The 12842-nt window shown below is 55.1% G+C and carries 8 protein-coding genes; all 8 read right to left on the bottom strand.

Annotation, left to right across the window (positions count from 1 at the left end; genetic code table 11):
* Positions 1 to 146 precede the first annotated feature (146 nt).
* The 8 genes from ABE504_RS30700 to nuoL all read right to left on the bottom strand — a co-directional run bounded on the left by ABE504_RS30700 (position 147) and on the right by nuoL (position 12833).
* Positions 147 to 887, bottom strand: coding sequence for a peptidoglycan DD-metalloendopeptidase family protein (locus tag ABE504_RS30700; protein WP_430096328.1), 741 nt, complete (start codon positions 885 to 887; stop codon positions 147 to 149).
* Positions 888 to 971: 84 nt separating this feature from the next.
* Entirely contained in the window at positions 972 to 2021 is a 1050-nt protein-coding gene (gene spoIID / locus ABE504_RS30695) for a stage II sporulation protein D (RefSeq protein WP_430096326.1), read from the bottom strand.
* A 996-nt stretch (positions 2022 to 3017) separates the two neighbouring features.
* Complete coding sequence (murA, locus tag ABE504_RS30690; RefSeq protein WP_430096324.1) at positions 3018 to 4337, bottom strand: UDP-N-acetylglucosamine 1-carboxyvinyltransferase; 1320 nt, start codon at positions 4335 to 4337, stop codon at positions 3018 to 3020.
* Between the two features lie 286 nt (positions 4338 to 4623).
* Positions 4624 to 4884, bottom strand: a complete 261-nt coding sequence (locus ABE504_RS30685) for a DUF1146 family protein (RefSeq protein ID WP_241242909.1) — start codon at positions 4882 to 4884, stop codon at positions 4624 to 4626.
* Positions 4885 to 4908: 24 nt separating this feature from the next.
* A complete protein-coding gene (locus tag ABE504_RS30680) occupies positions 4909 to 7437 on the bottom strand; it encodes a S8 family serine peptidase (RefSeq protein ID WP_430096321.1) in 2529 nt (842 codons plus the stop codon).
* 339 nt (positions 7438 to 7776) lie between these two features.
* Positions 7777 to 9291, bottom strand: a complete 1515-nt coding sequence (locus tag ABE504_RS30675; RefSeq protein ID WP_430096318.1) for an NADH-quinone oxidoreductase subunit N — start codon at positions 9289 to 9291, stop codon at positions 7777 to 7779.
* Positions 9292 to 9295: 4 nt separating this feature from the next.
* Entirely contained in the window at positions 9296 to 10918 is a 1623-nt protein-coding gene (locus ABE504_RS30670; RefSeq protein ID WP_430096316.1) for a complex I subunit 4 family protein, read from the bottom strand.
* Entirely contained in the window at positions 10908 to 12833 is a 1926-nt protein-coding gene (nuoL, locus tag ABE504_RS30665; RefSeq protein WP_430096314.1) for an NADH-quinone oxidoreductase subunit L, read from the bottom strand. The genes ABE504_RS30670 and nuoL overlap by 11 nt, the downstream gene beginning before the upstream one ends.
* Positions 12834 to 12842 lie beyond the last annotated feature (9 nt).

Below are 12842 nucleotides of genomic sequence, written 5' to 3'. Positions count from 1 at the left end.
ATTTTCGCGGCGGACAAGCGTGCCAAAGTTCCTTCGCTTCGAGGGATCTGTGTGCCGATACGAGCAAAAAAGCAGCAGGAAAAGTTCTCCCGCTGCCCTGCTATATGTAGGCCGTTACGGCCTCATCTTGTGAAACTGATTTGCGCTTATTGCTTCGCGTTCAGCAGCGTTTCCGGATTGACGGCTGCGTTGTCGCTCACTTGACGCACTTCAAAGTGCAAGTGAACGCCGTCCTCTTTCTCGAAATCGTTGCGGCCTGCTTTCGCAATCACATCGCCCTTTTTCACCTCAGCGCCCTTCGTCACTTTCACGTCGGCCAAGCTTTGGTATACGGAGATGAGCCCATTGCTGTGGGTGATTTCGACAAGATTGCCGACGACCGGATTATTTTCCACCGCCGTTACCTTGCCGCTTAGTGCTGCCAGAACGTCGAACGCTGCGCCGTCTTTGGCTTTCAAGTCAATTGCGGTATGCGGCGTCAGTTGATCGCCGTATTGAATCATCGCCGCTTGCTTCACTTCATTCGTTGCGTTGGTGTCATAGAACGGAACTCCCACTTCAACCAGCGATCTGTCTTTCACTGGCCATTGCATCGTCTCGGCTTGCGCATTTACAGCAACTGCTCCGTCTTTCGGTGCGATTGGATTGTCAGTACCTACATCCTCGCTGCTAACCTTAATGCCCAGATCTTCTTGGCTGACTGTTTTGGTCCCTGCATCCTGGTACACCCACATTAAGGTTAAGATAATTGCTGCCGCAGCCACGTATGTCGCTGGAAATACCCATTTCTTTGCAAGCAGCCTCTTCCATGCAGATGTTGAACTTTGTGCTCCTTGAACAGTTTTAGGAGCTTCTTCTTTTTGAAAACCTTTGTTTTGATCATTCATGGTTATCACCTCATCAACCATTCTTGACACAATTCAAGGTTTTATACTTTTCCAAAAAGATATTTTTATAGAAACGTGATCCCGTCAGGATTTGCGGATAAACGGCGTCGCATTTTCAATAGAAATGCCTGTGTAATAGTAGGTTACGATCTGCTCTGCCGTCTTCCCTTCCTTGGCCATGCCGTCCGCGCCCCATTGGCTGAGGCCGACGCCGTGCCCGTAACCGTACGTCGTAATCGCAATCTGCGAACCCGACCATTTCCACGAGAATTGCGAGGAAGCGAGTCCGAGCTTCTCTCGCACCTCCCGGCCGGTGAACACCTTGCCGCCGATGGTCATCGATTTGATCCGGTGGCCGTCCGACCAAGTGAGCACCTTCATGCCTTTGGCGCTGCCGTCGATCGTAGAGATGCTGGGAACGCCCAGCTTTTGCAGCAGGGTCTTATAGCTCAGCGTCACCGTCTCCTTGTAATGAGAGGAGAGCTTCTCGTCCCACGGGCTGGCGACGCTGCGCAGGTAGGGGCTTTTGAACGGCCAATAGTCTTCCGAATTCTCGGTGTACCCGTTGCTCGTAGAAAAAAACGTCGCATTAATAGGCTCATGATTATACGTCAGAATCTTGTCCTTCGTCTCGCTGACCGCTCTATCAATCTTGGCCATATTCGTCTCGTAGTCGCTTTTGCCCCACTTGTCCCGCAGCTCTTCGTCGGTCAAGTACACCTGATGCGCCGTCGTATCCGTGACCAGCGCATCGTCCACCGGCATATTGCTGTAGTCCTTCTCGATCACCCGGCGCACCACATACGTGCGAGCAGCCATCGCCTGCGCCTTCAGCGCCTCCAGCTCAAAGCTGACGGGCATTTCCGCGGCGAGCACGCCTTTGACATACGCCTCCAGCGGCACGGTCTGTATCTTGGCCTGTTTCGTCAGATACACGGGGATCATCAGCCCCTTCTCGCTGACCGCTTCCTGCAGCTGCGCACCTTCGATCGGGACCGGGTAGGCGCTGGCGCCGCTGGGAATCTTCTTGACTAGCAAACTGGGGACGATAATAGTGACAGCCAGCATGGAAGATAGGCAAACAGCCATCCAGAGGATGACTTCTTTTCGGATGACGCGTCTTTTCTTGAACATAAGTCTAGGCAGCCTCCAATAGCGCGTTTACTAGGGTGAATAGGGTATGCCTTAGCTTATGAGGTGCGTTGCTAGAATAGAACTTGGGAGAGAGGGAGGTGGGGGATTTTCGGGGGTGAAGAGAGTGATGTATGGAACCGACAGGAGGCGTGTTAGTCGGGGAACGAGGTTGTATTTCACACGAAACGGTTGATCATGGGGAAAGCAGCGGGATGGCGAGCGAACGGACAAAAGCATAACGAAAGCAAGCTATTCATAAAGAGACACTTTACCCTGACATTCTGGACTGTGCTCGCCACCGACCACCCACCGCTGAGCCGTCGCTGAGCCTGCCGCGATCACCTGCCCGCCGCTCCGCATAATGAAATGGAATTTCTCCTGTTCATTTGCGCATTTTCGCCGAAATCGGGGTGCTGAACTGGAATTCTTCCAGTCCAATTGCCCTTGCAAGGGCAATTCGCTTCAAACTGCTGAAATGGCCTGGAGATTTTCCAGTTCAGCTAACACCAGAGCCGTTTCCAGATGAAACGAACTGGAGGTTTTCCATTTCATGGATACGCCAGGCCGCTTAACTCGCTTGATGCCGTCTGGCTGCCATCGTTGTATATGTAAAGCTCACAGTGTGCCGCCTTAACCTGACAACATTGGGCTTGGGGACCAGCCTCCTCATCGCTAACGGTCGCCTTGGTGCCTATTTGGCGCAAAGCGCCACCTTTCCAGGGCTAACGGTTGCAGCGGCGCCTATTGGGGCCAAGCTGGCCAGGTTTCGCTCGTTTTTGAACAAATACGGTCTGCAGCAACCATTACAATTTGAAATAGCGAATTTTAAGCTAAATAGACGCTGTGGTTTAGGAATCAGCAGGCTGATGCGTCCCCACAGCTCGTCAGCTCTCGTTCGCATACAACAAGCCAGAAGCTCGCTGCTGCTTCCACCTCGCGCGGCCTCAATTTAACAAAAAGAACCACCCAGCACTAATGCCGGATGGTTCTCCCTATTTAAGCCAGCGTAGGCTGAATGCTGAAAAAGCCCAGCTCCGCCGCTTCCTCTTCCACTTCCTGCGGCACCGACCGTTGAATGTCGGCGCCCAGATCCCGCAGCACGTCGGTAATATCGACGTAGCCGCGATCAATATGGTGAACGCCGGTAATCTCCGTCTCACCGTCCGCCGCTAACGCGGCCAAAATCAACGCGGCCCCCGCCCGCAGGTCGGTTGCGCAAACCTTCGCGCCGCGCAGCTTCGTGTTGCCGCTAATAATCGCCGTGCGTCCATCTACCTTGATGGCGGCGTTCATGTTGGAGAACTCGTCGACGTGCATGAACCGGTTCTCGAACACCGTTTCCGTCACGAGACTCGTGCCGTCCGCAACCATCAGCAGCGCCATCATCTGCGACTGCATGTCGGTCGGGAAGCCCGGATACGGCAGCGTCTTCACGTCGACCGCGCGCAGCGGCCCGCCGCCGCGTACGCGAATGCCGTTCTCGTCTTCCTCGATCTCGACGCCCATCTCCTGCATTTTCGAAATGACAGGACGAAGGTGATCGCCGATCGCGCCCTCCATATACAGCTCGCTGCCCGTAATGGCCGCAGCAATCATGTACGTTCCTGCTTCAACGCGATCCGGAATAACCGTATGTACCGCTCCGCAAAGCTTATGTACACCTTCAATACGAATAACACCTGTGCCAGCGCCGCGAATGACACCGCCCATCGCATTCAAATAGTTCGCCAAGTCCACAATTTCCGGCTCTTTGGCGGCATTTTCAATAATCGTCGTGCCTTCCGCCAGCGTCGCAGCCATCATAATATTCTCTGTTGCGCCAACTGACGCGACATCGAGATAAATTTTGGCGCCCTTGAGGCGACCTTTGACCCTGGCTTCAATGTAGCCTTGGCCCAGCTCAATATCGGCCCCCATCGCTTCAAAGCCTTTGAGATGCTGGTCAATCGGTCTTGTACCGATCGCACAGCCTCCCGGCAGCGAAATTCGCGCTTGACCGAGACGCGCCAGCAAAGGTCCCATCACGAGGAACGAGGCTCTCATTTTACGAACCAGTTCATATGAGGCTTCACAGGTCTCAATCCGCCCGGCACGAACCCGGATGGACTGCCGGTTATATTCGACTTCAATCCCCAAACTTTGCAACACTTTATTAATGACCAGTACATCGTCAAGGGGAGGCGCATCGTGGATGACGCTTTCACCTTCCGATCCCAGGATGGAAGCTGCAATAATCGGCAGAACCGCATTTTTCGCTCCGTTAATTCTCACACTGCCAGCTAACTTTCGGCCACCGCGGACGATAATTTTGCTCATCATGGTCCCTCCGCGAACTTATTTTAGTATTTCAGAAAGCACATCCTCGAAGCGGCTCAATACCACCAGTAAACGCTCACGTCCATGAATATGACGGCGGATCCGTTTATCTTCGTTTGACACATTTCGCACATTTCTTAATCTTATCATTGGTTGCCAGGTGGACACAACTGTGTTCTTTTGGCATTCGGATAGCCCCACATAGAGTTCGTAGCCGCTTTCCATTTTGATGCCGTTCTACTATCCATTGTTGACAACAAAGTTGCGCCTTATTCGGAAATCGCCATTAAAACATTCGGCTGAAGTCCAGAGAGAGACCTAAATATTGAATGAAAAAAGAGGCGACAAGGTGCCCAAGCCCGATCGCCAGCAGGATCTGCAGCATGATCGCCTTAGCACCTTTCGGCTGTTTGAGCAGAACGTCAAAGCGAAACGCCTGCAGCGCCCACCACGCAAGACCGATACAGGCAATATAGACCACAATATCCACCGTGTTCATCAGAGATGCGTATTTAGCTGCCTCGCTCCACTTATCCGTTTCACCCATTCGCCTCGCCTCTTCCTTCGCAAATTATCGATTTAACAGTTTGGCTACAATCGTGAGAAATTCAGCCCGCGTCGCGCCGTCTTCCGGATGGAACGAACCGTCCGGGTAGCCGCTGATCCAGCTGTCTGCCGCCATCTGCTTCACAATCCCAACACCCCAGTACGTCTCGCCGACATCCGGGTACGGGGAGTTGCCACGCAGCTTGCCGCTCATACCGAGCGCCTTGGCGACCATTTGCGTCATTTCCATCCGCGTCAGCCCGCGATTCGGGCCGAACGTGCCGTTCGGGTAGCCGTCGACAATGCCTGCCTGCACGACCTTGGCAATATCCGCATAGCCCCAGAAGCTCGTCGCCACATCGCTAAAACGCAGCTCCCGCTGCTTCGTCAAATGCAGGGCGCGGGCCAGCACCGTCGCTGCTTCCGCTCGGGACACAGGCTGATCCGGCGCAAAACGGTAGTTGCCATAGCCGCTAATAATGCCTTCGCTCGTCATCTCGCTGATCGTGCTTTGCGCCCAATGATTCTCGATATCCCGATACCCGCTGATCAGTACAAAACTATTGATCTGCAGACGGTACATCTGGCTCATAAACCACTGGTTCGCCCGCAGTTTAATATAATACGTACCGCTGGACAGCGGCTTCTCGAACGCAAGACTCGTATTCCCGAGCGTGCTCTGATACGTGCCCAAATCCTTCATCGAACTGTCATAGAGCGTCGCATACAATATACGAGTGGTCGGTAGATTCGTAAGCGACACCTGAGCGAGACTTTCCTTCGTCAAGCGGAATTCAAACCAATCGACATCCTCATTCCGGCTAAAAACACCCTCATACCCGCTGTTCAACGCGGCAAAGGTGGCTTGGTACGACTTGTCGTTCGGCTCATTCGGATCAATGAGCTTCGGCGTGTAGTCGATGTCGAGCGTGTACTCGCCCGTAATCGGCTCGATATAATCCTTCACATTGCTAACCCGGATATAGTATTGCCCAGGCAATACATCCATCTGCGACGTAATTTCCATCCCACCGTCGCCCGTCTGATCGTAGGTCAGCGATTTCTCGCCTTCCTTCTGAATAAACAGCATCGGATCAATACGACCGGTATCCGTCGTAACCTTGATCCGCATCGTACCGGAATGCTCCAGATAAATAGAGAACCAGTCAACGTCCCCTTTCTGATGGAACGTACCTTCAAGCGTCTGGCTGCGCTCCGGCAGCGCAAACGCTTTGTACTGCTTATCGTTATCCTCGAAAGGATCCGTATAAATGATAAAATCAGTCCGCAGTGCATAGTTCAGCGCTGTTTGGCGGGCGCTGTCGACGCCCTGCAGCTGGATGTACGTGCGGCCTTTGCGCACGTTCACGGTGAAGGGCTGGCTGCTATCCCCGCCAGCGACGAACGTCTCGCCGGAATCCACACGCAGCCGGATGCTGCCCGCCGCCGAGCTCTCCTCCGGCTCCAGCCAAAACTGCAGTTGGCCATCGTACGCCGTGTCGATGGCATACCAGTCCTGGTCCTGCCCGGAGCTGAGCGAGGCCTTGATGGCCGTATGCGCCGGCAGCAGCGCCGCCTGCGCCTGCGTGTCGTTCGGCTCGAAGCGGTCCTGCTTATACGGCTCCGTCAGCGCCTTCTGCACGTTCAGCAGCCCGTAGCCGGTCTTCGTGTCCCACCCCGGGGACATGAGGTCCTCCGCGGTCTGCTCCAGCTGTGAGCGCACCTGGAAGGCGCTCATGCCTGGGTACTTACCCCAGACGAGCGCCGCAGCGCCGGCCACCTGCGGGGCCGCCATCGAGCTGCCGTCCTGGTATTGGTAACCGCCGCCGAGGGCGGTGGTGTACACGTCCCACGGCGCCATAATGTCCAGCTCCGGTCCGTAGTTGGACCGGGGATCGGCGGTGCGGTCGGGGCTCACGCCGCCGACGGCCAGCACCGACGGATACGCCGCGGGGTATTTGACGCTTGTGCTCTCGTTGCCGACAGCGGCCACGAGCAGCACATTGCGATCCTCCGCGTACTGCACAATCCCTTGCAAATACGCGGAGTATTTGTTCAGGCCAAGCGACAACACGACGATCTTGGCACCGTGATCGACGGCGTATTTGATGCCTTCGCCCAGCTTGGCTTCGTCGCCCGTGCCGTCCGATTCCAACGCTTTGATCGGCATGATCCGCGCATTTGGCGCGATACCGGCAATGCCCTTGTCATTGTTCATCGCAGCAACGATAATCCCGGCGACATTCGTGCCGTGGCCATTATCGTCGTAAGGCTTTGCGCCGGGCTGGAGCAGATTGACACCGTCCACCAGCCGTCCCGCCAGATCGGGATGCGTCAGATCAACGCCCGTATCGACGACCGCGACGATCAGCGGCGTACGTGTGTCCTCCGCGGCGGCCCAGGCGCCATTTATGTTAATCATATCTAAATACGTTTGCTTCACCCGCATCGGATCCGAAGAAATAGGATAAGCTGCCGAGGCGGTCGTGACATGGCCGACCAGGCCTAGAACGAGCAGCACAGCGAAGGGTCCTACGTATCGAAACCAGTTCATTGCATCAGGTCCTTTTAGTTCGAATTGAGCGTAAAAAATGCACTTCTCTATCTATACCACATTCCACCGCTCCTCGATAGCTATAACGGTTTTTCTTCGCAAAAAGTTCAGACTTAGGAACATTTTTTTTAGATGTATTTTCTGGATAATGAGCATTTACTCGTGCTTACCCTTTTTTTGTGGCTGTGAAACTGCCGATGCGCCAAAAATAAACGGCTCCGCCGTCCTTTCGAGGACGGTAGCGTTTACTGATGACATGGAGCTGCTTCGAGGATATACTTTCTGGCACACAAAAAACCTCTCCCTGCTTATACGCAGAGAGAGGCCTGGAGTCGCACCTTATCGGATAATAAAATCGCTCGTCAATGTAAAAATCGTTTCGATGCCTTTCAGTACCACTTGCGGCACGACGCCGAGCGCGACGCTGACCAGCGCGCACAACCATACGACGATGCCCAGCGGCACGGAGACTCGAACCGGAGCCGGTTCGTAATCACTGCGCATGAACATCTGCCGGACGATGCCGAAGTAGTAATACAACGACACGACGCTGGTCGCGATCATGAGCGCGCCGAGCCAGTACTGCTGAGTCTGCATCGTGCCGAGGATGATGTAAAATTTCCCGAAGAATCCGCCGGAGAGCGGTATTCCTGCGAGCGAGAGCACGAGCAGCACCATTGCAACGGCCGTCAGCGGCGCGCGATAGTACAAGCCGGCGAAGCCTTTGGCTTCGGTGTGGCCTTCGGCGGCCTCGACAATCATCAGCACCGCGAATGCCCCGATATTCATCACCAGATACGCAATCAGGTAGAAGATGAATTCCGAGAAGTTCGCATAATGCGTGACCGAGAAATACGTCGCAATCGGCACCAGGATGTACCCGGCGTTCGCGATTCCGGAATAGGCGAGGAGCCTTTTCATATTCGTCTGCTTGAGCGCAATGAAGTTGCCCACGACCATCGCAATGGCGGCCATGACGGAAATCGCCAGGAATACATCGGACTGGAGCTGTGTATCCTTAAAGCTGTTGAATGCGAACAGCACGTAGAAGACGCGGAACAAAATTGCGAAGCCCGCCGCCTTGGAGACGACAGCCAGGAACGCTGTGACCGGCGTCGGCGCGCCTTGGTACACATCGGGTGCCCAGCTGTGGAACGGGGCGGCGGCAATTTTGAAGCCGAAGCCCGCCAGCAGCAGGAAGAACGCCAGATAGAGCAGCGGCTCATAAGATGCCGTCATCGATGGCAAAGTCGCCCCAATCTGCGCCAGGTTGGTCGAGCCCGATATCCCGTACAGGAACGACATCCCGTACAATATAATGGCGGACGAAATCCCGCCCATCACGAGATATTTGAACGCGCCTTCGTTGGAAAGGCCGTCTTTCTTTTTCATGGCCACCAGCAGGTAAGATGTAATGCTGAGCAGCTCCAATCCGACATACAGCGTAATCAGATCGCCGGAGGAGGACATGATCATTGCGCCCAGCGCAGCCGGCAAATAGAAGTAGTAATACTCGCCGACGTGCGGGATGCTGTCTTCTTTGACAAAGCCGATGCTCATCAGCACGACCAATGCGGTGCCGGTGAGAACGAGCAGCTTCATGATATTCGAGAAGTCATCGACCCGGTAGCTGAAATTCAGCAGCTGCACAGGCTCAGCGGGATTCAGCTGCAGCGCGACGAAAACGCCGGACACCACAATGCCCACAAGGGTTAGCCAGCCGATGAACGTCCGATTGATGCGGTTCGGCAAAGCAAGATCCAAGAGAGACAGGATGACCGCGGTCACAACCAGCGCCAGCTCAGGGAGCAGATACTGCAAATCGGAAGCTTGGAGTCGTAAAATCTGTTCCACTGGACTAACCTCCTATCTTCCCGGCTACGCTATGGATCAACTGATCCAAGCTGCCGATGGTTTGTTGAAGCGGCTGCCCCAGCACGCTCGGGTACACACCGAGCAGGAGAATAAAGGCGACGAGCACGATCATCGGCACCGCCTCGATCAACCTCGCATCGCGCATGCCGGACTGCAGCAGTTCCGGCCGCTTCGGCCCGAACGTGATGCTGAGCACCCCGCGCAGCACGTACACCGCTGCGAGAATGATGCCCAGTGTACCGGTAATCGCGTACACGCGATGGTTTTCAAAGAGTCCGACGAAAGCCAGGAACTCACTGATAAAGCCGGAGAGGCCCGGCAATCCGAGCGAGGCCATGCCCGCAATCAGCAGAATACCGCTGATGAACGGGATCGATGACGCGAGCCCGCCCAGGGCGCTCAGCTGCGTCGTTTGCGTGCGCTCGTACAGGCTGCCGACGAGCAGGAACATCAGGGCGGAAATCAGACCGTGTGAGATCAACTGGAACACAGCGCCTTGCAGCCCTGAGATGTTGAAGGCGGCGAGGCCGAGCAGCACGATGCCCATATGCGAGATACTCGAGTAGGCGAGTACGAGTTTGAAATCTTTTTGCACGATCGCGAGAATCGCGCCGTACACGATGTTGATGACGCCGAGCAGCGCCAGCACCCAGGCCCACTTCTGAGCCTCCGCCGGGAAGAACAGGATGCCGAAGCGGATGAGACCGTACGCCCCCATTTTCAGTAAGATACCTGAGTGAATCATAACGACAGCCGGAGGCGCCTCGGCATGCACTTTGAGCATCCACGTGTGGAACGGGAAGATCGGCAGTTTAATGCCGAACGCGACGAGCAGCAGAATGAACATCGTCCATTTCATCGCTGAGCTCAGGAAGAATGGCGTGCCCTCCTGATTCACGTAGGCATTTGCGTCCTGAAGCAGGTTATGTGCAATTGTCTGAATATCCCCGCTGTAAGAGATGATGTTCTCCGTTGTAGAAGGGTCCTGCGCAAAGCCAGCCGTCGTAACGAGCAGGATGAACGCAATCAGCATGATTGCAGAGCCGAGCCCGTTGTACAGGAGGAACTTGTTCGCCGCCTGCTCCCGGTTCATATAGCCCCAAATGCCGATCAGGAAGAACGTTGGAACCAGCGTAATTTCAAAGAACACGAAGAACAAGAACAGATCCTGCGCCATGAAAACGCCGAACATCCCCACTTCGAGCAGAAGAAACAGAATGTAGTACGTTTTCCAGCGTTTTTTGATGTAGACGGAAGCCAGCGCCGCCATCGAGGAAACCAAAGCCGTCAGAAACACGAGCGGCAGCGATATGCCATCGACGGCAAGCGAATACTTGAACTCAAAGAAAAAGCTTGCAATCCCATCAATGCCCTCATGGTTAAGCGGCACCTTGATCCAGCTCAGCGATTCCTTGTATTGCAGCGGATCGCCTTGAAAATTGTAATCGGCGTACAGCCAGGCCGCCAGCAGCAGCGGGATAAACGTTGTCGCGATGCCGATTGTTTTGACGAGGCGACCCCGGTCGCCCGGGGTGAACAGCAGCACCAACACGCCAAGCAAAGGTGAAAGAGCAATCAAACTTAAAATAGGTAAGCTAGCCGGCATGGATGAACCTCCTTCCTGCAATCGCCAGCGCCAGAATCAGCATGCCAAGCAGCATGATGACGCCGTAGGATTGCAGCTGGCCGTTTTGAAGCCGGGAACCGAGACGGCCCAGACTGACGACGCCGAAGGCCACCAGCCGCACGATGCCGTCAATGATGTAGACGTCGATGACATTCAGCACCCAACCCAGCCCGCGCAGCGGTCGCACGATAACCGTGTCGTACAATTCGTCCATGTAATATTTGCGGTTCAGCAGCGCATACAGCCAAGGCGCCTTGCTGGACACCACGTCCCGAGGGATCGTCCGTTTGAGATAGATCAGGTAGCCCAACCCGATGCCGAGCAGACCCGCCAGTGTCGACAGGATGATGACCGACCAGTTGGCCGCCTCGTCATGCTCCTGCCCGGTGAGCCAGTGGCCAAGCCATTCGTTGAACGGCGTGTTCACGAAGCCGGCAACGACCGCCAGCACGGCCAAAATAATGAGCGGCGTCGTCATGGAAGCCGGCGATTCATGCGGCTCATGCGCAGCAGCATGGTGATCGTCGTCGTGCGCAGCATCTTCATGGACGGCTTTGCCCCGCGCCTCGCCCATAAAGACAAGAAAGAACAGGCGCGACATATAGAACGCCGTGAAGAAGGCGGCGATGACGCCAACCCAGAACAGCAGCTGGTTATGGTCATATGCTTCGCTGAGAATCATATCCTTCGACCAGAAACCGGCGAACGGGAAAATACCGGACAAGGCCAGCGTACCGATCGCAAACGTCCACGTCGTAATTTTCATTTTGCGGGACAGTCCGCCCATTTCGTTAATGTCCTGCGTATGTACGGCATGGATCACGCTGCCTGCACCCAAGAAGAGCAGCGCTTTGAAGAAAGCATGCGTGAACAGGTGGAACATCCCCGACGTGTACGACACGCCGATACCCAGCGCCATCATCATGTAGCCGAGCTGACTGACGGTCGAGTACGCGAGAATGCGCTTGATATCGTTCTGCGCGATACCGATAGTGGCGGCGAAGATGGCTGTAAAGCCTCCCACATAAGCAACAACGGTCAACGCATCCGGCGAAGCATGGAAAATATCAAACGTACGCGCCACGAGGTACACCCCGGCGGCAACCATCGTTGCGGCGTGGATGAGCGCCGAAATCGGCGTCGGCCCTTCCATCGCATCCGGCAGCCACGTGTGCAGCGGGAATTGGCCGGATTTGCCGATCGCGCCGACAAAGATCAGTACAGCGATCCAGGTGACGATCGATGGGTCGATTTTGCCCGTCGTAAACGCATTGTGGATCGAGGTGAAATCCAGCGCATGCCCTGGCATGTACCAGTACAGCAGCAGGATCGCAATGAACAAGCCGACGTCCCCGATGCGGGTGACGATGAACGCTTTTTTCGCTGCGGCTCTCGCCTCCGGCTTGAAATACCAGAAACCGACGAGCAGGAATGAGCAGACGCCCACCAGCTCCCAGAAGATGTACAGCTCGAGCATATTTTCGGAAATAACTAGGCCTAGCATGGAGAACGAGAACAGCGCGATATACGCGAAGAAGACGTGAATGCGCTCGTCGCCTTTCATGTAGCCCTTGGAGTAGATGTTGACCAAGAGGGAAACCAGCGTCACGATGACAAGCATCAGCGCGTTCAGGTTGTTGACCTCAAACCCCATGCGGAGCGAGAAGTCGCCGACCTGCAGCCAGTTCATTTTATCCCACGTGTAGTCTTCGACATTGCCGCCGACCCGCTCGATGAAAATGAGCAGCGCCACGATAAACGAGGCGAGCATCGCAACAATGCTGATGTAGATGCCTACATCTTTTAACTGACGTCCCATCGCCGTGAGCGCAAGAAATGCAAGCAGCGGAAACAATGGAATGAGCCATGCGTACTGTGAGTAGTCCGATACCATATCCGTGTT

It is taken from the genome of Paenibacillus oryzisoli (assembly GCF_050467285.1).
In the GTDB taxonomy this organism is placed as follows: domain Bacteria; phylum Bacillota; class Bacilli; order Paenibacillales; family NBRC-103111; genus Paenibacillus_E; species Paenibacillus_E oryzisoli_A.
Note: the sequence above shows the minus strand (reverse complement) of the source record. Positions and strands in the feature narration are given on the sequence as shown.

What these genes read in the sequence shown, in the direction of transcription:
- ABE504_RS30700 (WP_430096328.1), bottom strand. Translation starts at nt 887, where the DNA reads ATGAATGATCAAAACAAAGGTTTTCAAAAAGAAGAAGCTCCTAAAACT.
- spoIID (WP_430096326.1), bottom strand. Translation starts at nt 2,021, where the DNA reads ATGTTCAAGAAAAGACGCGTCATCCGAAAAGAAGTCATCCTCTGGATG.
- murA (WP_430096324.1), bottom strand. Translation starts at nt 4,337, where the DNA reads ATGAGCAAAATTATCGTCCGCGGTGGCCGAAAGTTAGCTGGCAGTGTG.
- ABE504_RS30685 (WP_241242909.1), bottom strand. Translation starts at nt 4,884, where the DNA reads ATGGGTGAAACGGATAAGTGGAGCGAGGCAGCTAAATACGCATCTCTG.
- ABE504_RS30680 (WP_430096321.1), bottom strand. Translation starts at nt 7,437, where the DNA reads ATGAACTGGTTTCGATACGTAGGACCCTTCGCTGTGCTGCTCGTTCTA.
- ABE504_RS30670 (WP_430096316.1), bottom strand. Translation starts at nt 10,918, where the DNA reads ATGCCGGCTAGCTTACCTATTTTAAGTTTGATTGCTCTTTCACCTTTG.
- nuoL (WP_430096314.1), bottom strand. Translation starts at nt 12,833, where the DNA reads ATGGTATCGGACTACTCACAGTACGCATGGCTCATTCCATTGTTTCCG.